At 61.7% G+C, this 22,434-nt stretch carries 20 protein-coding genes; 17 read left to right on the forward strand and 3 right to left on the reverse strand.

Features of this window, described 5'->3' with window-relative positions; translation table 11 throughout:
- Positions 1–108 precede the first annotated feature (108 nt).
- Positions 109–2,382 (forward strand): GumC family protein, encoded by a 2,274-nt coding sequence (locus ASE94_RS15365; protein WP_156352173.1) that lies wholly within the window; start codon positions 109–111, stop codon positions 2,380–2,382.
- Between the two features lie 18 nt (positions 2,383–2,400).
- On the forward strand, positions 2,401–3,435 hold the full coding sequence (locus ASE94_RS15370) for a polysaccharide deacetylase family protein (RefSeq protein ID WP_062631125.1): 1,035 nt from the start codon (positions 2,401–2,403) through the stop codon (positions 3,433–3,435).
- Positions 3,436–3,499: 64 nt separating this feature from the next.
- Here the strand turns inward: ASE94_RS15370 and ASE94_RS15375 are convergent, their stop codons facing one another.
- On the reverse strand, positions 3,500–3,715 hold the full coding sequence (locus ASE94_RS15375) for a DUF2842 domain-containing protein (RefSeq protein ID WP_162236107.1): 216 nt from the start codon (positions 3,713–3,715) through the stop codon (positions 3,500–3,502).
- A gap of 78 nt (positions 3,716–3,793) precedes the next feature.
- On the opposite strand from ASE94_RS15375, the gene ASE94_RS15380 reads away from it, so the two are divergent.
- The 6 genes from ASE94_RS15380 to ASE94_RS15405 all read left to right on the forward strand — a co-directional run bounded on the left by ASE94_RS15380 (position 3,794) and on the right by ASE94_RS15405 (position 9,184).
- Entirely contained in the window at positions 3,794–4,855 is a 1,062-nt protein-coding gene (locus ASE94_RS15380; protein ID WP_062631127.1) for a COX15/CtaA family protein, read from the forward strand.
- Between the two features lie 374 nt (positions 4,856–5,229).
- Positions 5,230–5,694 (forward strand): 50S ribosomal protein L13, encoded by a 465-nt coding sequence (gene rplM / locus ASE94_RS15385; RefSeq protein WP_061906985.1) that lies wholly within the window; start codon positions 5,230–5,232, stop codon positions 5,692–5,694.
- 1 nt (position 5,695) lies between these two features.
- Positions 5,696–6,178 (forward strand): 30S ribosomal protein S9, encoded by a 483-nt coding sequence (gene rpsI, locus ASE94_RS15390; RefSeq protein ID WP_061906984.1) that lies wholly within the window; start codon positions 5,696–5,698, stop codon positions 6,176–6,178.
- A gap of 313 nt (positions 6,179–6,491) precedes the next feature.
- Complete coding sequence (locus ASE94_RS15395) at positions 6,492–7,127, forward strand: hypothetical protein (protein WP_062631128.1); 636 nt, start codon at positions 6,492–6,494, stop codon at positions 7,125–7,127.
- A gap of 167 nt (positions 7,128–7,294) precedes the next feature.
- Positions 7,295–8,665, forward strand: coding sequence for a dicarboxylate/amino acid:cation symporter (locus tag ASE94_RS15400; protein ID WP_062631129.1), 1,371 nt, complete (start codon positions 7,295–7,297; stop codon positions 8,663–8,665).
- 150 nt (positions 8,666–8,815) lie between these two features.
- Positions 8,816–9,184: a hypothetical protein gene (locus ASE94_RS15405; RefSeq protein ID WP_156352174.1), complete on the forward strand. Its 369-nt coding sequence runs from the start codon at positions 8,816–8,818 to the stop codon at positions 9,182–9,184.
- A 12-nt stretch (positions 9,185–9,196) separates the two neighbouring features.
- Here the strand turns inward: ASE94_RS15405 and ASE94_RS15410 are convergent, their stop codons facing one another.
- Positions 9,197–10,525, reverse strand: a complete 1,329-nt coding sequence (locus tag ASE94_RS15410) for a glycosyltransferase (RefSeq protein ID WP_062631131.1) — start codon at positions 10,523–10,525, stop codon at positions 9,197–9,199.
- A gap of 420 nt (positions 10,526–10,945) precedes the next feature.
- On the opposite strand from ASE94_RS15410, the gene ASE94_RS15415 reads away from it, so the two are divergent.
- From ASE94_RS15415 to ASE94_RS15445, 7 genes are all read left to right on the forward strand, one after another.
- Complete coding sequence (locus ASE94_RS15415; RefSeq protein WP_062631132.1) at positions 10,946–12,169, forward strand: LL-diaminopimelate aminotransferase; 1,224 nt, start codon at positions 10,946–10,948, stop codon at positions 12,167–12,169.
- 183 nt (positions 12,170–12,352) lie between these two features.
- Positions 12,353–13,504 (forward strand): methyltransferase domain-containing protein, encoded by a 1,152-nt coding sequence (locus ASE94_RS15420; RefSeq protein WP_200913661.1) that lies wholly within the window; start codon positions 12,353–12,355, stop codon positions 13,502–13,504.
- A 70-nt stretch (positions 13,505–13,574) separates the two neighbouring features.
- Positions 13,575–14,549: an iron-siderophore ABC transporter substrate-binding protein gene (locus tag ASE94_RS15425; RefSeq protein WP_062631133.1), complete on the forward strand. Its 975-nt coding sequence runs from the start codon at positions 13,575–13,577 to the stop codon at positions 14,547–14,549.
- Positions 14,550–14,569: 20 nt separating this feature from the next.
- Entirely contained in the window at positions 14,570–15,550 is a 981-nt protein-coding gene (locus ASE94_RS15430) for an ABC transporter substrate-binding protein (protein ID WP_062631134.1), read from the forward strand.
- A 238-nt stretch (positions 15,551–15,788) separates the two neighbouring features.
- Positions 15,789–17,129: a homoserine dehydrogenase gene (locus tag ASE94_RS15435; RefSeq protein WP_062631369.1), complete on the forward strand. Its 1,341-nt coding sequence runs from the start codon at positions 15,789–15,791 to the stop codon at positions 17,127–17,129.
- Positions 17,130–17,158: 29 nt separating this feature from the next.
- On the forward strand, positions 17,159–18,145 hold the full coding sequence (glpX, locus tag ASE94_RS15440) for a class II fructose-bisphosphatase (RefSeq protein WP_046141331.1): 987 nt from the start codon (positions 17,159–17,161) through the stop codon (positions 18,143–18,145).
- 28 nt (positions 18,146–18,173) lie between these two features.
- Entirely contained in the window at positions 18,174–18,548 is a 375-nt protein-coding gene (locus ASE94_RS15445) for a VOC family protein (RefSeq protein ID WP_062631135.1), read from the forward strand.
- A gap of 25 nt (positions 18,549–18,573) precedes the next feature.
- Here ASE94_RS15445 and ASE94_RS15450 read toward each other — a convergent pair whose 3' ends face one another.
- Positions 18,574–19,131 (reverse strand): AAA family ATPase, encoded by a 558-nt coding sequence (locus ASE94_RS15450; protein ID WP_062631136.1) that lies wholly within the window; start codon positions 19,129–19,131, stop codon positions 18,574–18,576.
- 91 nt (positions 19,132–19,222) lie between these two features.
- Between ASE94_RS15450 and recJ the strand changes: the two genes are divergently transcribed.
- Together recJ and ASE94_RS15460 are read left to right on the forward strand one after the other, a co-directional pair.
- Positions 19,223–21,013: a single-stranded-DNA-specific exonuclease RecJ gene (recJ, locus tag ASE94_RS15455; RefSeq protein ID WP_062631137.1), complete on the forward strand. Its 1,791-nt coding sequence runs from the start codon at positions 19,223–19,225 to the stop codon at positions 21,011–21,013.
- An 86-nt stretch (positions 21,014–21,099) separates the two neighbouring features.
- Positions 21,100–22,431 carry an FAD-dependent oxidoreductase gene (locus ASE94_RS15460; RefSeq protein ID WP_062631138.1) on the forward strand — a complete coding sequence of 444 codons (1,332 nt, stop codon included), beginning with the start codon at positions 21,100–21,102 and terminating at the stop codon, positions 22,429–22,431.
- The last annotated feature ends 3 nt before the right edge of the window (positions 22,432–22,434 follow it).

The following is a 22,434-nucleotide window of genomic DNA, read 5'->3' on the forward strand; positions in this document are numbered from 1 at the left end:
TGGTTAAGATTTCCCTTATGTCCTTGCGGGGCAATTCGAATGTGATCCTGCGATTAACTGAATTTTGATAGCGAACACCGATAGTGCGGCGGATGATGAGGATTTGCCGTGAGCGAATACGCCCCGACGATGCGCGATGCGCGAATTGATGTAGCTGCTGTCTTTTCCGCCGTCGGCCGGCGACTGCCGCGCATCATCATCATAACTTTGCTGGTCTTGGCAGCGGCCTTTCTTGTCTTGATGATGATGCCGCGGCTCTATGAATCCTCGGCATCTATTCTCGTCGAACCGCGCTCCAATGTTTATGCGCGCGCCGCCAACGAACAGGCGCCGTCGAGCACGGCCGGCGATGCCAGCGTCGTCTCGAGCCAGATCGAACTCATCAAATCGCGCGATACCCTGCTTGGCGTCATCGACAAACTCGATTTGCGCTCCAAACCAGAATTCAACGGCAGTCAGTCAGGCTTCTCGCCGCTTGGCGTCATCATGCAGCTTATCGGCCGCAGCTCGACACCAGTCAGCGTCGACGAGCGCGTCATGACCACGCTTTATGATCGTATGACGGTCATTCAGGAGCGCGATTCCCGCATCATCTCCATTCTCGTGCGCTCGACCGATCCGCAACTGGCCGCCGACATTGCCAATGCCGTCGCTGCCGCTCACGTCGCCCGCCGTGCCCAGCTTTCGCTGGCTGATACCGCCGAGGCCTCGGAATGGCTCAATCAGGAAATCGACCGTCTGCGCATTGCCGTGCGCGACGCTGAATCCAAGGTCGCCCAGTACCGCGTCGACAATGACCTCTTCGTCGGTACCAACAACACCACCCTACTCGATCAGCAACTCTCGACGCTGACCACCCAGATCACCTCTGCCCAGGAGCGCAAGAACACGGCGCAATCGCGCGCCGCTGTTATCCGTGGCCTGCTCGAGCGTGGCCAGCCGATCGAGAGCATTGCTGACGCGAGAAATTCGACCGTCATCCAGCAGCTGAGCCAGGAAAAAGCGCGGCTCCAGGGCCAGCTCGCCCAGCTTTCAGCAACGCTGCTTTCCAACCACCCCACGGTACGCGCGCTCAATGCGCAGATCGCCGAGCTCGATACCCGCATCAACCAGGAGGGCTACCGCGTCGCTGCGGCGCTCGAAGCCGAAGCCCAGGTCGAGGCCGATCTCGAAGCGTCCATGCAGTCCGATCTTGCCCGGTTCAAGCAGACTGCGTCGACCGCAACCCAGGACACTGTCGCGCTCGATAGCCTGCAGCGCGAAGCCAAGGCCCAGCGCGATCTGCTCGAGTCCTACCTGCTGCGCTATAATGAAGCCTCATCGCGCGTCGACTCCAATTCGACGCTGCCCGACGTCCGCGTCGTGACGGAGGCGGTGCCTTCGGTCATCCCCGCCTTTCCCAAGACCGCGCTCATTCTCGCCGGCATTGGTATTGTCACCTTCTCAGTCCAGTTTGGCGCCGTGGTTTTTGGCGAGCTGATGTCGGGCCGCGCGCTGCGCCCGATCGAGCCCTATTACGCCGCTGCCCAGCAGCCGGTCCCTGTCGTGACGCAACCTATCCGCGCCGCAGCTCCGCCTGAGCCTGTCGAGGAACCGGTCCAAACCGGGGTCGCCTATGACGAGGCCGCGGCGGAAAATGACCATGAAGCTGCGTCGGTCGCCGAGCCCGAGCCGGTCGACCAAACCGCTGTCGCCTCCGCCAATGCCCGCAATCTTCTCCGTGATCTCGCCGAACGCCGCGCCGAGCGCGAAGCGGCCCGTGCAGCCGTCGCGACATCGTCCGAAGAAGAAGCTGCTGAAGTCGCGACCATGCGCCCCAAGACCCAACAGGTCACGGGCATCGTCCGCTATTCCGATCTTGCGGCCGACCTCGTCCTCGGCAAGACCCATCTGCTCCTGCTCGCCGATCACGGCAGCGCCGAGCCCGGCCGTCGCATGGCTGACGCCCTCGTCGCCGACGCGCTTGGCAAGGGATTGAGCGTCGTCCTTATCGATGCCGGCAGCGGCTATGTCGGCGAGAACCCCGGCCTCTCCGATCTCAGCCTCAATCGCGCTGGCTTCGGCGATGTCGTGCAAAAATCTACCGACCAAAGCTATGCGGAAGTTGCCTGGGGGCAGGGCGAAACGATCGAGCGCAGCTCCACCAAGCCATCGACACTGGTCGAAGCCCTAGGCGATATCTACGAAGTCGTTCTCGTCCTCACGGGCAAGGTCGGCGGCCGCTCGACACTTCCCATCTTCGCCGATCTCGGCGGTCGAGTGGTCCTGGTCACAGCCGAGGACGAAGATATCGATTCAGCCGATAGCGTCCGCCGTCAGCTTATCGATGCTGGCCTGCCGCGGGTCGAGATTTCCGCCGTGGACGATGCCGTTGCAGCCTGATCCGCTGAGCGAGATCTAATGAAATACGCCGCCATCCGTGCCGCCTTCGAGCTGATCTGGCTCTCGCGCTTGCCATCGCTTTCGCGGGCGCTGTCGAAGTCCCGAGGCGTCATTTTTACGCTCCATCGCGTCCTGCCTGAATCGCCCCCGTCCTTCTCCCCGAATGCGATCCTCCAGATCGAGCCGGACTTTCTCGACTACACCATCGAGCGCCTTCGCGATCTGGGCATAGACATCGTTACGCTCGATGAAGCCATGGAGCGCCTCGCCGCGCCTCAAAAGCCGCGCCCCTTCGTCGTCCTCACCTTCGACGATGCCTATCGCGACAATCTCCAATATGCCCTGCCGATACTCAGCGGCCACGAAGCGCCATTCACGCTCTACGTGCCCACGGCCTTTGCCGATGGCGTTGGCGAAATCTGGTGGCAGGCGATCGAAGACATCATTGCGCGCCAGGAAGCCGTCGCCTTCACCGAAAATGGCGACGTCGAATATGTCGACACCTCGACCACGGCGAAGAAAAAGGACGCCTTCTCGCGCCTCTATTGGCATATGCGCAAAATGCCCGAGGCCGCCCGCCGCGCCCTCCTCGCGGAGTTCTGCAGAAACTACGGCTACGATCTCGAAAAACAGTGCCGCGATCTGATCATGACCTGGCAGGAGCTCCGGCTATTCGCCGGCGATCCGCTCTGCACCATAGGCGCCCACACGGTGCACCATTACGAATTGGCAAAACTCTCCGCCGATGACGCACGCCAGGAAATCTCCCAGTCCGTCGACGTCATCGAAGCCCAGTTCGGCCTACGCCCACAGCACTTTTCCTATCCTCTCGGCGGCCCACTCTCCTGTGGTTCGCGCGAGTTCGACATGGTCCGCGACCTCGGCTTCAAAACCGCCGTCACCACCCGCCCCGGTGGCCTCTACCCGCACCATGTGCAGACCCCCACAGCCCTGCCGCGCGTCTCCCTCAACGGCTATTTCCAATCACGTCGTTACGTCGACATCTTCGCCAGCGGCGGCCTCTTCACCGCCATCGGCAAGCTGACGGGCTGAATGTGAATGTCTTCACCTCTTCCTCTGGGGGAGAGGTCGGCGCGCAGCGCCGGGTGAGGGGGCCTTAAAGCCCCCGCTCATCCGGCCGCGCCATCCAGCGAATGATCCACATCGCCGGAAACACCCAGCCCATCCCCGCGACGATGAAATAGACGATCAACACCAGCCCCGGCAGCCCCTCGGGAAACATCAAATAGATCGAGGTCGCGATGCACGCCCAGACGAAAATGGAGATCACGCAGAGGAAAGCGCCGATCAATTTGCGAGAACGTTGGGTCATGTGCGGCATCTGGACTGTTGCGACGGAGCGAAGCGGGGATTACCACTCCGCCAGCCCCATCGATACCGGAATATTACCGTGACCACCCAGCACAATGCCGCACCGGGCCAGATCAGCTACGCCAGCGACCTCCTGCGGCCCGTCCGCATCTGGCTTTATGCGCTCGCGAGCTTCGTCCTGCTGATTGTCGTCGTCGGCGGGATCACGCGCCTTACGGAATCGGGGCTCTCGATCACGAGCTGGAAGCCGATCTCCGGCATCATTCCCCCGCTCAACGATGCGCAGTGGCAGGCCGAATTCGACGCCTATAAGCAGATCCCACAATATACTGTGCTCAATTCCTGGATGTCGCTGGGCGATTTCAAATACATTTTCTTCTGGGAATGGCTGCATCGCCTGCTGGCCCGCACACTGGGCCTCATCTTCATCGTCCCATTCCTGGTTTTTCTCGTCCAGAAGCGTCTGTCGCGCCAGCTCGCCTGGCCACTGTTCACGCTCTTCATTCTCGGCGGCTTCCAGGGCCTGCTCGGCTGGTGGATGGTCTCCTCGGGCCTATCCGAACTGACCTCGGTGTCCCAATACCGCCTCGCCGCCCACCTCACGGCCGCCTCGCTGCTCTTCGTCGCGCTCATCTATGTCGCGCGCAGCCTTGAGCCGGGGAGGGTGCTTGGCCGCGTTACCCGTTGGCATCTGGTAACAGGCGTCATCCTCGGCGTGCTGCTGATCATTCAGATCGGGGCAGGGGCCTTTGTCGCCGGTCTTGATGCCGGCATGGGCTACAACACCTGGCCGCTGATGGATGGCGCGATCATCCCCAAAGGCCTCCTGGTCATGGACCCCGCCTGGCGCAATTTCTTCGAAAATGCCCTGACGGTGCAGTTCATCCATCGCTGCATCGCCTATGGCATCACCGCTTATGTCGCTTATCTCATCTGGCGCCGGAACAAGGATGGCGGCTTTGGCGGCGTCCATGGCTGGCTGCCGCGCATCGGCTTCCTCGTCCTCCTCCAGGTTGCCCTCGGCATTGCCACGCTGCTCACCAGCGTCCCGATCTCGCTCGCAGTCGGCCACCAGTGCCTCGCTTTCATGCTCGCCGGTTCGATTTTCGGCTATATTGCCGATATGCGCCGGGCCAGGTGAGTCCGGCTTGCTGAGGAGTTAGCCGCAAGGTGACTGCTTGGATCAGGTAGACCGTTCTTGCCATCATCGGCTCCGTCATAGGCGTCTATATTGGCCAGGAGCTCATGGGTGGCGGCGCAATCGGGTGGATGATGAGTGGTGCGATCATCGCGGCAAGCTGCTATCCGCTCTTTAAGGCGCTCTTCGCCTATCGCACTGAAAAAGCGGGCAATACTTTGCGGTAATATGATACCGCATTCGTAACGTGTTGATTTCGTTGACCTAAATCAACCCTATTGACGCCTGCTAGAATCCCCCCTAAACGAGCCGCCGAACATGCCGTTTTCCCTCGTTTGGGAGCATGGCATCCCAGCTTTTTCTAGGGAATTCCAACAATGACCACTTACTCGGCAAAACCGAGCGAGATCGAAAAGCAGTGGATCCTCATCGACGCCGAAGGGCTTGTCGTGGGTCGTCTGGCTTCGATCATTGCTTCGCGTCTGCGCGGCAAGCACAAGGCCACTTTCACGCCTCACATGGACATGGGTGACAATATCATCGTCATCAATGCCGACAAGGTGAAGCTGACCGGTCGTAAGCTCGACCAGCACCGCTTCTACTGGCATACCGGCTACCCCGGTGGCATCAAGGACCGCACTGCTCGCGAACTGCTCGAAGGCCGTTTCCCGAACCGCGTCCTCGAAAACGCCGTTCGCCGCATGATGCCGGGCGGCCCGCTGACCCGCGCTCAGCTCAAGAACCTCCGCGTTTACGCTGGCGGCGAGCACCCCCATGAAGCGCAGAACCCGAGCAAGCTCGATGTCGGCGCTATGAACCCCAAGAACGTCCGGGTGAAGTAATATGGCTGAAACCATCAACTCTCTCGAAGCCCTGGGCACTTCCGCCGCTGCTCCCGCTGCCTCCTCGGCTCCGGTTCATGTGCAGAAGCTTGATTCCCTCGGCCGCGCCTATGCCACTGGCAAGCGCAAGAACGCCGTCGCCCGTGTCTGGATCAAGCCCGGCAAGGGCAAGGTCACGATCAATGGCCGCGAATTCGCCGCTTACTTTGCGCGTCCGGTTCTCCAGCTGATCGTCAAGCAGCCGATCGTTGCTGTCGACCGTCTCGACCAGTACGACGTCAACGTCACCGTTGCCGGTGGTGGTCTTTCGGGTCAGGCCGGTGCCGTTCGTCACGGTATCTCCAAGGCGCTGAACTACTTCGAGCCAGCCCTGCGCCCAACCCTCAAGAAGGGTGGCTTCCTGACCCGCGACAGCCGCGTCGTCGAACGTAAGAAGTACGGCAAGGCCAAGGCCCGCCGCTCCTTCCAGTTCTCGAAGCGCTAAGCTTCACTTTTCGATTTGTGCAAGGGCCGGGAAACCGGCCCTTTCTTTTTGCGCGGGCGTCGGATTATGCATCACCCCCTCCCATCCTCCCACATCAAGGGGGAGGTGTGGTTCAGCGATTGCCAGCCGACCGTATCCCAAACTCGATGCGCACCTCCCCCTTGATGGGGGAGGATGGGAGGGGGTGACGCCGCCACCAACTCCAAGCTCAAAGCATGTCGCTCAAAAAATACCGCCTCACACAGAGGCAAATGCATTCCAATCCATCTCCGACACCCCATCTATCCTCCAGCCCACTGACCACCCCACGCCGATGCCCCTCGTCACCCGCTTCCATCTCCTGATCTTCTCGGTGACGCTCTCCATCACTGCCGTCGCCCTGTTCCGCATCCCCGCCGACTTCCTGTTCCAGGCCCATTGGCACGCCTCCAACGCCGATTGGCTTTGGCCCCGCGGCATCGCGCTGTCGGTCGCCCCCGCTATACAGGCCGCGCTCCTCATTGCGTTTTTCCTGCTCGGTCGCGCGCTCACTAAAAATCACTTCGCCAAGACCCAGCACATTCTCGATCCCGCCCTCAGCTTTTTCCTCGCCGTCCCCGCCGTGTACCAGCTCGGCCTTCTCTTCATCGGCATCGGCTCTGATCTCGATATCATCCGCGGCGAAGGCTATCTCCTCGGCGCCGCACTGACCTTCATCGGGCTTGTCCTCTTTTACGCCGAGCGCCACAGCTACGGTGGCCTGAGCCTGCCATGGCCGATCCGCTCTGATCGCGCCTGGCTCCTCGCGCACCGCCTCACTGGCCTCGCGACATCGCTGGTCGGTCTGGTCGTCATCTGGATTGCCTGGACCGATCCCGGTCCGGCGATCCTGGCCCTGTCTTACGCGGCCGCACTCATGGCGCTTCCCATCATCGCAGCCGTCGTGAGTCTGGCTGTCCGCCGGGTCTGACAACTTATATTCCCTAATTCCCTGTACAGAATGAGAAAATTCTTCTCTAGCGGGCGGAAATGGAACGCCATGCGCTGCGTAAGCGCATGCGCGGGCGTAAGTTGTGGGCAAGATATAGGCAGGGCGCCCGTTTTTTGAGCGGCCCTTGCCAGTGCAAAGGTCGTAAAATGTCTCCCACCACCGTATCCGCTGCGCGCACGCCCAAGGCGCCCAAGCCGCTTTACGCCAATTTCGGCTTCCAGGTTCTGGCCGCCATGGTCATCGGCCTCGCCCTCGGTTTCGTCGCTCGCTCCATGGGCCCGGATGCCGCCGGCAATGCCAATTGGCTCACCCAGACGCTCGCGACCATCGGCTCGTCCTTCGTGTCGCTGCTGCGTGCGCTGGTTCCGGTTCTTGTTTTCACCGCGATTGTCGCCTCAATCGCCAATCTCCGCGAACTCAACAACGCTGCCAAGCTCGTCTGGCAGACCCTCCTTTGGTTCGCCATCACGGCGCTGATCGCCGTCGCCATCGGCATCGCCCTCGGCCTCATTATCCAGCCGGGCCTCAATTCCAGCGTCGCCGCCGATCTTGCCAAGGCGCCGTCCTCGACCGGCTCCTGGCTCGATTTCCTCAAGGGCCTGATCCCGTCCAATATCCTCGGCCTTCAGGCCTCGACCCGCGTCACCGATGGTAGCGCGTCGACGAGCCTCAGCTTCAACGTGCTGCAGATCCTCGTGATCTCGATAGTCGTCGGCATCGCGGCTCTCCGCGTCGGCCCGGCCGCCGATCCCTTCATCGCCTTCACCCGCTCGTTCCTTAAGGTGATTCATAAGGTCCTGTGGTGGGTCATTCGGCTGACCCCGATCGGCACGATCGGCCTCCTCGGCAATGCTGTTGCCGTCTATGGCTGGGATGCGCTGGCCCAGCTTGGCTGGTATTCGGCCGCCATTTATATCGGTCTCGCCCTCGTTCTGTTCGTCGTCTATCCGGTGCTGCTGCAGTTCAATGGCCTCAACCCCATCCGCTATTTCCAGAGCGCCTGGCCGGCCATCCAGCTTGCATTCGTCTCGCGTTCATCCATCGGCACCCTGCCAGTCACCGAACGCATCACCGAAGAAAATCTCGGCGTGCCGCGTGAATACGCCGCCTTCGCCGTGCCTCTCGGCGCCACCACCAAGATGGACGGATGCGCCGCCATCTATCCTGCGATCTCGGCCATTTTCGTCGCCCAGTTCTTCGGCATTTCGCTAGGGATCGAGCATTATCTGCTGATCGTCTTCGTTTCGGTCATCGGCTCCGCAGCCACGGCTGGTCTCACAGGCGCAACGGTCATGCTGACCCTGACCCTTTCGACCCTCGGTCTGCCGCTCGAAGGCGTCGGCCTGCTGCTTGCCGTCGACCCGATCCTCGATATGGGCCGCACTGCGGTCAATGTCGCTGGCCAGGCCCTTGTGCCGACCATTGTTGCCAAGCGCCAGGGTATTCTCGATCAGGCGACCTACGACCGCGGCAAAAGCATCGACGCCCTCGGCGCTGACGCAGTTCCTGCCGAGTAAGCGACGCAATAAACCATATGAAAGGGGAGGCGCTGCCTCCCCTTTTTGTTGTCAGCTATTCTCACTCATTTTACCAACCAGTCACATTTAGCCTTCAACTTGCCCGTTCAAGCCGGTATTGAACCCGACTGTGCATATGGGAAGATTTGCATGATGGCTCAAAGACCTGGTTTGTGGGACGGACGGCGTCGCGCCGTTACCCTGGGCATGATTTCCAACATCATCGGCGCGGCCGCAGCCGCCGGTGCCGCAGTCACTGCCTGGCTCAGCACGCATTGGCAGACGGATTTGACACAGTGGACGCTGGTTCTCGCCGGAATCGGTGGCGTCTTCGTCGTCAAGGGCACGATTATTCTCGGCATCGCCGAAAGCCGTCCCTATATGCCGCGGGAAACTGATGCCGATATGCAGCACTCGCTGCGCGCCTTCGAAGGGCGCCTGAATTCGCGCCAGAAAGCCATGGTCGAGCGCCTCGACAAGCTCGAGGCCGAAGTCAGCAACATCCGCGTCGGAAGCTGAGCCGGTTTCGGCTCAGACAGCCTTTTTCAGCGATAGCTTCTTGGCCTTCGTCTTCGATTTACGCGCAAGCTTGGCTGCGCGCGGCACGAAATTGCCCATCACCCGCTCGATGACCTTGATGGCCTTGTCGGTGCCATCCTCGCTGCGCAATTGCTCCGCCACGAGAGCTGCATTGCGGCGATAGGAATCGTTGCTGTTGAGATCAGCGAGCGCCTCGGCCAGCGATTCCGCCGTCAGTTTGCGCAGCCGGATCGGCTTTGGCCCGCATCCCAGTTCATAAACCCGGCGGCCCCAATAGGGTTGGTCGATAGCCTGGGGGACAATGAACGTAGGTCGCCCAAGGTGCAGGCCCGCCGAAGTCGTGCCTGCGCCACCATGATGCACCACGGCGCTGACATAGCGGAAAAGACGATCGTGCGGCGCTTTTTCGATCGGAAAGATCGTATCGGGCAGATCGCGCGGATCGATGCCGCCCCAACCGCGCGCCACGACGGCGCGGCCACCCCAAAGCGCCACCGCTTCTTTCAGAATGCGTGTATTGCGCTCAGCCCCAAACGGCATCGAGCCAAAGCCGATATAGACCGGTGCTTCGCCTGCCGAAAGAAAGGCCTCGAATTCCGGCGTCGGCTCCCAATTGCTACGATCGCGCAGGTTCCAGTAGCCGGTCACCAAAGCCGTCTTCGGCCAATCCCGCGGGCGCGGACTGACGGCGGCCGAATAGGCGTAAAGAGTCGTCAGGTAAGAGCCGTCCGTATTGGTGAAGACCCCGCCCATATTGCGCGCCTCAAGCCCCATCAGTTCCCGGCGCAGGCGATTGCGCGGCAGGTTCATATAGGCCTGCTGCATGGTGGCAGCGGTGTAGGAAAGCTTGTTCAGCGTCGGGCCGAGATCGTCGGCGACATAGTACATAGAGAGCGGGAATTCGCTCGTCGAGTTGAGCGGCTGCAGCGCCGTCATGATTGCCGGAATTTTCAGCGCCTCGGCAATGTCGATGCCGAAGCTCGTATTCATATTGACGATGATCGCATCGGTGCCCTGGCACATGCGCCAGGCAGCCCGCGCCGCCGTGTCGATGATCTGCTGGCCCTGTTTGAGAAACCATGGGCCATTGATCAGCATCGAGCTGTTCATCGCATTTTCGAAGCGGGTTTCCTTGAGGAATGCCTGAATCGAAGGGCCCAGCGAATGGAATTCGATTCCATATCCCGTCACGAGGCCTTCAAAGTCCTCGTTGGCGCCGATGACGACGCTATAGCCACGTTCCTGCAGCGCCAGCGAGAGCGCGATGTAAGGTTGTACGTCGCCTTGCGTGCCAATCGTCACCAGGGCAATGCGCTTCAAGTTTCAACCTCATCATACGCCGTCAGGCCGTACGTTGTCGTGCCCCCGGGCATTTACAAGACCATGTGGAGCAATTATGAACGGCCTGTCGATTGTTGCATTCTTTACAAAAACGACCTTCGAAGGGCAAGAGACATGCTGTCTCCATTCACTGTTGCATGGGTTGGAGCTCCGCTCGCCGGCAAGGTGACTGCTATTGCCGCTGCCACTCCCGTCGCCGCGGCGGCAAGCGCCCGATAGCTCTTCCCGCGTGGCCACCTGGTGGCCGGGAGGAGCCGAATAGATCGTTTGGTCCCGCAAGGGCCGCTTTAACCCATCCAAAACCATAATTCCGCGATAATCGGCGCCTCTCTTGAGCGTCAAGCGCACAGCGCGTCGCGATCAGTCCAAGGTCCTTGAAGGGACCTTCCGAGGAATCAAATGAGCGAAGTCTTCCATCGCATCCGCCGCCTGCCGCCCTACGTTTTTGCGCATATCGATCCGATCAAGGCCAAGGCGCGCGCAGAAGGCGTCGATGTCATCGATCTCGGCATGGGCAATCCAGATATGCCGACGCCCGAGCATATCGTCGCCAAGCTCCAGGAAACGGTGAAGGACCCGCGCACGCACCGCTACTCCACCTCCCGCGGCATTCCCGGCCTCCGCAAGGCTCAGGCGAGCTACTATGGCCGCCGCTTTGGCGTAAAACTCAATCCCGATACCCAGGTCGTCGCGACCCTTGGGTCCAAGGAAGGCTTTGCCAATATGGCGTCGGCCATCACCGCCCCGGGCGATGTGGTGCTGGTGCCGAACCCGACCTATCCGATCCATTCGTTCGGCTTCATCATGTCGGGCGGCGTCGTCCGCTCTATGCCCGCCGAGCCGGGCGAGGATTTCATGCGCGCGCTCGATCGCGGCGTCCGCCACTCGATTCCAAAGCCCATCGCGCTGGTTCTCAACTACCCGGCCAACCCGACCGCTTACACCGCCGATCTCGATTTTTACGCCGAGGTCGTAAAATATTGTAAGCAGCACGACATCTTCATCCTCTCCGATCTCGCCTATTCCGAGATCTATTTCGACGAAGACAATCCGCCGCCGTCGGTCCTTCAGGTGCCCGGCGCGATCGACATCACCGTCGAATTCACCTCAATGTCCAAGACCTATTCCATGCCCGGCTGGCGCGTGGGCTTCGCCGTCGGCAACGAACGCCTGATTGCCGCGCTCGCCCGCGTCAAATCCTATCTCGATTATGGTGCCTTCACGCCGATCCAGGTCGCCGCTGTCGCCGCGCTCAATGGCTCCGACGACGTCATCGAAGAGGTCCGCAAGGTCTATAAGCATCGCCGCGACGTCATGGTCGAAAGCTTTGGTCGCTCCGGCTGGGATATCCCCGTGCCGAAGGCAACGATGTTCGCCTGGGCGCCCATCCCGCCCCAGTTCGCTCATCTCGGCTCGCTCGAATTCGCCAAGCTCCTCATCCAGGAAACCGGCGTCGGCGTCGCTCCCGGCGTCGGCTTCGGCGAATACGGCGATCAATACATTCGCCTCGCCTTCGTCGAAAACGAACAGCGCATTCGCCAGGCCGCCCGCAACATCAAAAAGCTCCTCGGGAGCAAGGGCGAGCAGAGCAACATCGTGCCGATGGCTTCTGCGACGAAGTGAGTTAGGCTCGACTTCACCTAGGGCCTGGGCCTCGGCCCTATAACGACGTCATTCCCGCGAAAGCGGGAATCCCTTCACCGGAAGTGAGATTCCCGCGTTCGCGGGAATGACGCGGTGATAGAATGCTCGTATCGCAGTTTTGGAGGGACGTGGATTCGTCCCTCCATTTCCAAATCTAGCCGCGTGGAGGCAAATCTGAACGCCATCATGCACTGCGGCTATTTCGACCACGGCGTCTGCCGCTCCTGCACCCGCATGGGCGAGCCCTACGGCACCCAACTCGACGCCAAACTCACCCACGCTCGCGACCTTCTCGCCGCCTGGCCCGAAGCCGAATGGCTGCCGCCCATGGTCAGCCGTCCCGAAGCCTTCCGCAACAAAGCCAAAATGGTCGTTGGCGGCACCGCCGATGCGCCCACCCTCGGCATTCTCGATGCCACTCAGCACGGCGTCGATCTCACCGGCTGCGGCATCCTCACCCCCGGTCTCCGTAGCGCCTTCTACACCATCAAATCCTTCATCACCCTCGCCCGCATCACCCCCTATGACATCCCCACCCGCCGCGGCGAGTTGAAGCACGTCCTCCTGACCGAATCCGCCGATGGCGAACTGATGCTCCGCTTCGTGCTGCGCTCGACCGAAGCGCTCGGCCGCATGCAAAAGCACCTGCCGAGCCTGCTCACAGCGCTTCCCCAACTCGCCGTCGTCACCGCCAACCTTCTCCCCGAACACAAGGCTGTCCTCGAAGGCGAAGAAGAAATATGGCTGAGCGGCAGCGGAACGCTCGCCATGCGTCTGGGCGCAACCGTCGTCCATCTCCGCCCCGCCAGCTTCTTCCAGACCAATACCGAAATCGCTAGAGGGCTCTATCTCCAGGCCAGAGACTGGATCGACCAAGCCGGCGCCAACGCCATTCTCGATCTTTATTGCGGGGTAGGGGGCTTCGCCCTTCACATCGCCGCACCCGGCCGCCGCGTCCACGGCATCGAACTCAGCGCCCCAGCCGTCGAATCTGCCCGCCTCAGCGCCGCCGAAGCCGGCCTCACCGATGTCACCTTTTCAGTCGGCGACGCCACCGCCCTCGTCGCCGCCGAACTCCCCGACGCCATCATCGTCAATCCGCCCCGCCGCGGCCTCGGCGATCAACTCTGCCAAACCCTGCAAGCCTCCGGCGCCCAAACCATCATCTATTCAAGCTGCAACGCGGTCACCCTCGCCAAGGACCTCGCCGCCATGCCGGCGTACACGCCCACTGCCATCCGCCTCTTCGACATGTTCCCCCAAACCGACCACTACGAAGTCATGGTGCTCCTGACCCGTCGCACCGACGCATAGCGTCCAGAAATTACATGACAACGATAATCACCTTTCGTATGGAGTGTGACCTCCACGAAAAGGGTGACCCATGTCCTTCCGTTCGATCCTGCTCGCGGCCAGCATTGCATTAGCCACCGTCGGCGCCGCTCACGCCCAGGCTTTCCCGGTCACGCTCGAGCACGCCTATGGCAAAACCACCGTCACAGCCGAACCCCAGCGCATCGTCACCTGGGGCTGGAGCAATGAAGATGCGGTCATCGCGCTCGGCAAAATTCCTGTCGGCATGCCCTTCCAGTCCTACGGCGGCGGCGATAACGGCATCCACGAATGGGTCGAAGAGGCCCTTACGAAAGCCGGCGCCGAAACCCCGACCGTCCTTGATGCCGGCAGCGAACCGCCAATCGAACAGATCGCCGCCCTCAATCCTGATCTCATCATCGCCGCTTATTCCGGCATCACCAAAGAGCAATATGCCGTCCTCTCCGGCATCGCCCCCACCATCGCCTTTTCGGGCGCGCCCTGGTCCACCTCCTGGCAGGACTTGACACTGATCGTCGGCAAAGCCCTCGGCAAGGAAGACGAGGCCACAACCCTCGTCGCCGAAACCACCAATTGGGTGAAAGCCGAATTCGCCAAATACCCGGCTCTAAAAGAGGTCACCTTCGCCAGCGCCAATGACTACGACGGCTCGATGGCGGTCTACGCGCCGCTCGACGCGCGCATGAAATTCCTCACCGATTTCGGCATGACCTTCAATCCCAGCGTCGCCGCGCTCTCCCCCGGCGATGACGCCTTCTACTTTTCCCTCAGCTACGAACTCTTCGATCAACTCGAAGCCGATATCTTTGTCACCTATTTCGAAGAGCAATCCGCCCTCGACACCTGGCTTGCAACGCCCCAGGCGCGCAATTATCCGCCCATCGTCAATGGTGGCCTCGCCGCTCTCGTCGGCACGGAAAATGTCGCGGCCGTTTCCCCGCCGAGCATCCTGTCCCTCCGCTGGGGACTGCCACGCTATCTCGAAATCCTCGGCACTGCCGCCGACGCCGTCACCAAGAACTAACCCCAATTTCTGGAGCCACCATGCTGACCAAGCTTGGCCTCGCCGTCCTCGCGGCATCCCTTTTCGCCGCACCTGCCTTCGCGCAGGACCCGTTCCCCGTCACCATCGAACACGCCCTCGGCTCCACCACTATCGAAGCCCAGCCACAGCGCGTGGTCACCTGGGGCTGGTCCGCGCAGGATGTCGTCATCGATCTCGGCATTGAGCCGGTCGGCATGCCCTTTTTCGCCTATGGTGGCGGCGAAGATGGCCTCCTCCCCTGGACCGAGGCCGCACTCGCCGAACATGGCATGGCCATGCCCACAGTCCTGCCCAACGTTACCGAACCACCCATCGAAGCCATCGCTGCCCTGGCGCCCGACCTGATCCTCGCACCCTATTCCGGCCTGACCCCCGACGAATACGCGCTTCTGAGCAACATCGCGCCCGTCGTCGCCTATCCCGACAAGCCCTGGTTTGCGAGCTGGCAACAGGTTGTCACCATGACCGGCAAGGCCCTCGGCCGTCCCGCCGACGCCGAAAAACTCGTCGCCGATACCGAAACCTTCCTCAAAACGGAACTCGACAAATATCCCGATGCCGCCGGCACCGTGTTCGCCAATGTCGTCAATCGCAATGACGGCCAAGTCTCGGTCCGCCTCGAAGGCGATCCCCGCGTCCAACTCTTCGCCGATATCGGCCTCGTGCCCTCCAGGGCGCCGAATAACGCCGATCTCGTCCCAACTGGCATCGCCTATACCGTCAGCTACGAGAACTTCGACACCATCCCCGCTGACATGCTCCTCAGCTTCTTCAACGATCAGCAGTCTGCCGATGCATTTTTCGCGATGGACCTGATAAAGCTCTCGCCGCTCGTCGCCAAGGAGGCCTATACCAAGCTCGTCGGTGAAGAGATCACCATGGCTGTCAGCGGCGCCGTGACACCCGTCTCGCTACGCTGGGGTTTTCCCGAGGTCGCCAAGGAAGTCGGTCGAGCCGCAACAGCCGCCAAAGCGCAATAAGTGCTTGGAGCGCCTAGTCGCCAATTATCCTATTGACGACTAGGCGACTTCCTATGCACATGCTCGCCCCATGAGCGATATCCAGTCTTTCCGCCAATCCGTTGAGTCTTTCATTTCCGCGCGCGGTTGGACTCCCACGCGTTTCGGCCGCATCGTCGCGGGCGATCCGCTCTTCGTCTTCGATCTCCGCGATGGCCGCGAACCGCGCAGCGAAACGCGCTCGCGCATCCTCAAAGCCATGGCTGAATTCGGCGAAACCGAAACGCTCTCGCCCCTCCGCATCGGCGTTGCCGGTCTCGGCAATGTCGGCGCTACGCTGGTCCGCATCCTTCAAAAAGACGGCGCCGAACTCAACAAAAAGCTCGGCCGCCAGCTTCAGGTGACAGCCGTCGCCGCGCGCTCCCGCTCTCGCGATCGCGGCATTGATATCTCGGGCATCGAGTGGTTCGATGATCCGGTTGCCCTCGCCAAATCCGACAGCATCGATCTCTTCGTCGAACTGATCGGCGGCGAAGATGGTCCGGCTTTTGCCGCCGTCAAATCCGCTCTCGAAATCGGCCGCCCCGTCGTCACCGCCAACAAGGCGCTCCTCGCCAAACACGGCGTGACGCTTGCCAAGTTGGCCGAAGAATCCGGCGCCCAGCTCGGCTTCGAAGCCGCCGTCGCTGGCGGCATCCCGGTCATAAAAACCCTCCGCGAAGGCCTCGGCTCTGCCCGCATCGCCAAGGTTTTTGGCATTATGAACGGCACCTGCAATTACATCCTCACCCGCATGGGCAATGAAGGCATCTCCTTCGCCGATTGCCTCAAGGATGCGCAGGCGCTCGGCTATGCCGAGTCAGATCCGACCTTCGATGTCGAAGGGTTCGACACCGCCCACAAGCTTTCGATCCTCGCTACGCTCTGCTTCGGCTACGAAATCGCCCCCGATAAGATGCGCGTCGAAGGCATCTCCCGTATCACCCAGCACGATATCCAGGTCGCCGCCGACCTCGGCTATAAGATCAAACTTCTCGGCATTGCCGAGCGCACCGCCGATGGCATCGAGCAGCGCGTCCACCCAACCTTCGTGCCCAAGGGGTCGGCCATTGCCGGCGTCGATGGCGTCATGAACGCGGTGGCGCTCGAAACCGACCACGTCCACGAACTCCTTCTCGCCGGCCCTGGCGCCGGTGGTCCGCCAACGGCCTCGTCGGTCCTTTCCGATATCCTCGACATCGCCCGCGGCACCCGCGTGCCACCTCTCGGCGTCCCGAGCGACGAACTGCTCCCCTATCGCGAAGCGCCATCCCGCGCCCATGAAGGCGGCTTCTATATTCGCCTCAGCGCGAAGGATGTCCCCGGCGCCCTTGCCGCCATCACCACCCGCATGGGCGAAAAGGCGATCTCGATTGATTCCGTCATCCAGCGGTCAGACTTGACGGCTAAAGCCACAGCGCCCGATGGCACGCCGGCCCGGACCGTCGTAATGATTACCCAGCAGACCGTGGAATCGTCGGTGCGCGATGCGCTTGCGCAAATCGCCGCAGACGGCTTTATCGTGGGCGAACCGCAATTGATCCGCATCGAGACGCTCTGAGCGCTGAGGGCGTCAGGGGAAAGTAAAAAATGAAGCTCAGCAAGGCCGACGACGCCCGCAGCCCGGCCAATCTTCATCGCACCCTGACGCTCGAAATGGTCCGCGTCACCGAGCGCGCCGCCGTCGCCGCCGCCGAATGGCGCGGCAAGGGCGATGAGAAGGCGGCCGACGATGCCTCCGTCGCCGCCATGTCCAAGGAATTGGAGCGCGTCTCCGTCGCTGGTCGCATCGTCATCGGCGAGGGCGAACAATACGAATGCGACCATCTCTATGTCGGCGAAACCGTCGGCGCCGATGAAGGTCCCGAAGTCGATATCGCCGTCGATCCCCTCGAAGGCGTCACCCTCTGCGCCAAGAACCAGCCCGATTCCCTGGTGGTTTTGGCCATGGCCGAGCGCGGTGGCCTCCTCAACGTTGCCCGCAACGTCTACATGCACAAGATTGCCATCGGCGCCGAATATGCGCCCGAAACCGTGCATATCGAATGGTCCGCCACCGAAAACGTCAAGGCGCTCGCCAAGGCCAAGGGCGTTCCGGTCTCCGAAATCACCGCCATCGTCCTTGATCGGCCCCGCCACGCCGGCCTCCTCGAAGAACTGCGCACAGCCGGTGTATCGGTAAAACTCCTCAGCGATGGCGACATTGCCGGCGTCATCCATGCCGTAAACACGGAAGATACCGGCGTCGATATCTATCTCGGCTCCGGCGGCGCCCCCGAAGGCGTCCTCGCCGCCGCCGCTCTCCGCTGCATCGGCGGCCAGATGCAGGGCAAATTGATCCTCGACACACCCGATAAGCGCGCCCGCGCCCGCGAAATGGGCATCACCGATCCCAACCGCATCTATGATGTCAGCGAACTCGCGGCCGGCGACGTCCTCTTCTCGGCCACCGGCATCACCGACGGCTCCCTCGTCGAAGGCGTAAAACTGCGCCGCCATTGGGTCGAAACCAATACCGTCGTCATGCGCTCCTGGAGCCAGACCACCCGCTGGATCAAGGCGCGCCATGCGCGCTAGCGAGCCGCGCTCTCTTCTGGAGTAAACCATGTTTTCCCACGTCATGATCGGCAGCAACGACCTCGCCCGATCCAAGACCTTTTATGACGCCACTTTCGCAGCCCTCGGCGGCAATCCCGGCGAAATGGATGCTGGCGGCCGATTGGTCTACACCCGCGACGGCAGCCGCCTCATGATCACGACGCCCATCAACGGCCAGCCGGCCACCGCCGCCAATGGCGGCACCATCGGCATCTTCGCCGAATCCGCTGACCAAGTCCGCGCCTGGCACACCGCCGGCACCGAAAACGGCGGCACCTCCGCCGAATCCCCACCCAATCTGCGCCCCAACGGCGTCTTCGTCGCCTATCTCCGCGACCCCGACGGCAACAAACTCTGCGCCCGCACCCGCCCGACCAAATAAGCTGGCGCGTCAGAAGGACCGCAGCTCACCTGCCTTCGGTCACCTCGAAAAACCGCGACTGTGCTCGTGGCTCTCGCCAAGCCGTCATTACTCGCGCGGCATTCGTGTCCACGCCGTCCGCCGTCTCCAGTTCGAGATCATACCGACGCCCCTCGTGGATCGTCAGCGCATCCTGTTCCGCGCTGCCGACCGGGCGGTCCCCTCGTGCCTGCTCCCGCCGCCGAAGTTCTTCGATCTCGCAATGTAGCGCCACGAAAAGCACATCGAACGGTGCAAAGAGTTCAGCAAGCTCGAGCTGCCAACCTTGCGTATCGAGTATATGTTCGATGATGAGATTGTTTCCCGCTTCGGCATAGGCTGCGAGCGAGGCGTGGTAGCCGGCAAAGAACGGCGCGCGCATGTCTCTCCATTTGAAATCTCCTGCCTTGACGCGGCCAAGCGGCAAGACCCCGGAGTCCCGGAGATGGTCGATGGAGATATGCCAGAAAGGTCTCTCGATCTTGGCCTGTATCTCTCGCGCCAGCGTGGATTTTCCGCTGCTCGAAGCGCCATGAAGAAAAATGATGCTGGTTTTGCTCGTCATGTCAGCTCCTCCGGTCGCCGCGCACCAAGCACGCGCACACAACCTCCCGCAACCCCTTCCACCTCCGCCTCAAATCGCCTAACACCAGCCCATGCTGGAACCGCGCCGCAATTTTCTCGATGTCAGCCAGTCGGTCCTCGGCCGCGCCTGGGTCGATCGTCTCGATATCGCGGGAAGCCGCCTCGCCACCGCCATCGCTCAGCGCACCGGCATTTCCGACATCGTCGCGCGCATTCTTGCCGGCCGCGGCGTCGAACTTGACTCCGCCGAGGCCTATCTCGAGCCGACGATCCGCAATCTCATGCCGGACCCGTCGACTCTCACCGCCATGGATGACCTCGCCAGCCGCCTGGCCCAGGCCGTCGCCGACAACGAATCCATCGCTCTTTTCGGCGATTACGACGTCGATGGCGCGAGCTCCTGCGCCCTCATGGTCCGCTATCTCGCCCATTTCGGTCTGACCCCGCAGGTCCATATTCCCGATCGCATCTTTGAAGGCTACGGCCCCAATATTGCGGCCATGGACAAACTGATCGATGCCGGTGCCACACTGATCATCACCCTCGATTGCGGCACCACCAGTGATGGCCCCATCGCTCACGCCCGCAATCGCGGCGTCGATGTTCTCGTCATCGACCATCACCTTTCCGATCACGATCTCCCGCCGGCAACGGCCTTGGTCAATCCCAACCGCCCGGATGACATTTCCGGCCTCGGCTATCTCTGCGCTGCCGGCGTCACTTTCATGGTCCTCGTCGCCGTCAATCGTGCCCTCCGCCAGCGCGGCGATACCGGGCTTCCCGATCTCCTGCGCTTTCTCGACATCGTCGCCCTCGGCACCGTCTGCGACGTCGTCCCGCTCGTCGGGCTCAACCGCGCCTTTGTCATCCGCGGCCTCGAAGTCGCCCGCCGCGGCGACAACCGCGGTATGTCGGCCCTCGCGCTCGCCTCTCGCGTTAGTGGGCCGCTCAATCCCTATCACCTCGGCTTTCTCATCGGCCCGCGCATTAATGCCGGCGGCCGCATCGGCAACGCAGCTCTCGGCACACAGCTTCTCTCGCTCGATGACGAACACCAAGCGCTGGTGATCGCTGCCAAGCTCGATGAACTCAATACCGAGCGCCAGCGCATCGAAGTCGAAGCCGTCGAAGAAGCCACCGCCGTCGCCGCCGCCGAAATAGGCAGCGGGGAGGGGCCTCCGGTCCTCGTCCTTGCCTCGGCCAATTGGCATCCCGGCGTCGTCGGCCTCATTGCCGCGCGCCTCAAGGAGCGCTTCGATCGCCCCGCCTTTGCGATCGCGCTTCATCCCGATGGCACCGGCACCGGCTCCGGCCGCTCCATGCCCGGCGTCGATCTCGGCCGCGCCGTCATCGAGGCAGTGGAAACCGGCCTCATCCCCAAGGGCGGCGGTCACGCCATGGCGGCGGGCGTCACGCTGCGCCCCGGCGATCTCGGTCCCTTCCGCTCCTTCATCGCCGATCAGTTGGGCAAAAGCGTCGCCACGGCCCGCGCCGCTTCAGCTCTCAAGGTGGATGCCGCCCTAACCGCACGTGGCGCGACCATCGATCTCTTGCACAAGATCGAGAAAGCCGGCCCCTTCGGCTCCGGCAATCCCAACCCGGTCTTTGCTTTCCCCGCCCATCGCGCGCGCTTCCCGCAGATCGTCGGCAAGGGCGGCCATGTCAGCTTCACGCTGACCTCCGAAGACGGCGCCCGCCTCAAGGCCATTGCCTTCCGCGCTGCCAATACCCCTCTTGGTGATATTCTGATGCGCGATAATGAGCAGCCGCTTCACTTTGCAGGCACGCTCAATATCGACCACTATCAAGGCCGCGAGCAGCCGCAGTTTCGCCTCTCCGACATTGCGCGGCCCGCCCGGTGAAATCGGCTCCAAGGCGAAACTTGCTGCTGATCCAATACGTTGCTGGACACGTAGTTGAATAGACGAACGCCCGGAGATCCCCGCCTATGACGAACTCATCGATCGCTGTTATTGGATCGGGGATATCTGGATTATCAGCCGCTTGGCTGCTTTCGCGGACTCAAAACGTCACCCTTTTCGAGAAAGACGAACGCCCCGGCGGACACGCCAATACCATCGTCGCTCGCACCGCTCAGGGCGATGTTGCGGTCGATACTGGCTTCATCGTCTATAACGAACGCAACTATCCCAACCTCACCGCGCTTTTTGATCATCTTAAGGTCGAAACCGCCCGGTCCTACATGACCTTTGCCGTCTCGGTCGGGCAGGGCGAGATGGAATATTCCGGCGAATATCTCTGGGGTCTTTTCGGTCAGCGCCGCAATATCATCAGCCCGCGCCACTGGAAGCTGGTTGCCGATATCATGCGCTTCTTCCGCGATGCGGAAAAGCAGATCGCAACGTGCGACGATGATCTTTCGATCGGCGATTTCCTCAAGCGCTTCGGTTATTCCCAAGCTTTTATCGACGATCACATCCTGCCGATTTCGGCCGCCATCTGGTCGACGCCGTCGCGCGGCATGCTCGATTTTCCGGCCAAGACCTTTATCGGCTTTTTCGCCAATCATTCCCTGCTTCAGGTTCTCGGCCGCCCAACTTGGCGCACCGTCAAGGGTGGTTCGCGCGAATATGTCTCGCGCATTCTCGCCGATCAGAAGACCGAGGTTGTCACCAGCGCCAAGATCGTCTCGGTGCGCCGCCATGCGCAGGGCGCCGAGATCTATTTCGAAGATGGCAGTCATCGCCATTTCGATCAGGTGGTCTTTGCCTGCCATGCAGATCAGGCGCTAGCGCTGCTTGCCGACCCCACCGAAGCCGAACAGCGCGTGCTCTCGTGCTTCCAGTTCACCAAGAATAAGGCCGTGCTCCATACCGATGCGCGCTTCATGCCCAAGCGCCGCCATCTCTGGTCGGCCTGGAATTACCTTCGGTCCAGCCGTGGCGAGGATAATCTCAGCCTCACCTATTGGATGAACAAGCTCCAGCCGCTGCCAACGACTACGAACCTCTTCGTGACGCTCAATCCGCATATGGATTTTGCGCCGGGTTCGATCCAGTACGAAGTCGATTACGAACATCCTCTGTTCGACACCACGGCCGTCGAAGCGCAGAACGATCTCTGGCAGGTCCAGGGCGTCAACAGCACCTGGTTTGCGGGCGCCTGGATGGGCTATGGCTTCCATGAAGATGGTCTGCAGGCCGGCCTCGAAGTCGCCGAGCGCATCGGCGGTCTTCTTCGCCCGTGGAACCTTGCCAATCAGCGCTACCGCATTGCTCACAATTGGGCTCAGGGCGAGCAGCTCCTGGCTGCGGAGTAGGGC

Origin of the sequence: Devosia sp. Leaf64, assembly GCF_001421945.1 — a bacterium.
GTDB lineage: Bacteria > Pseudomonadota > Alphaproteobacteria > Rhizobiales > Devosiaceae > Devosia.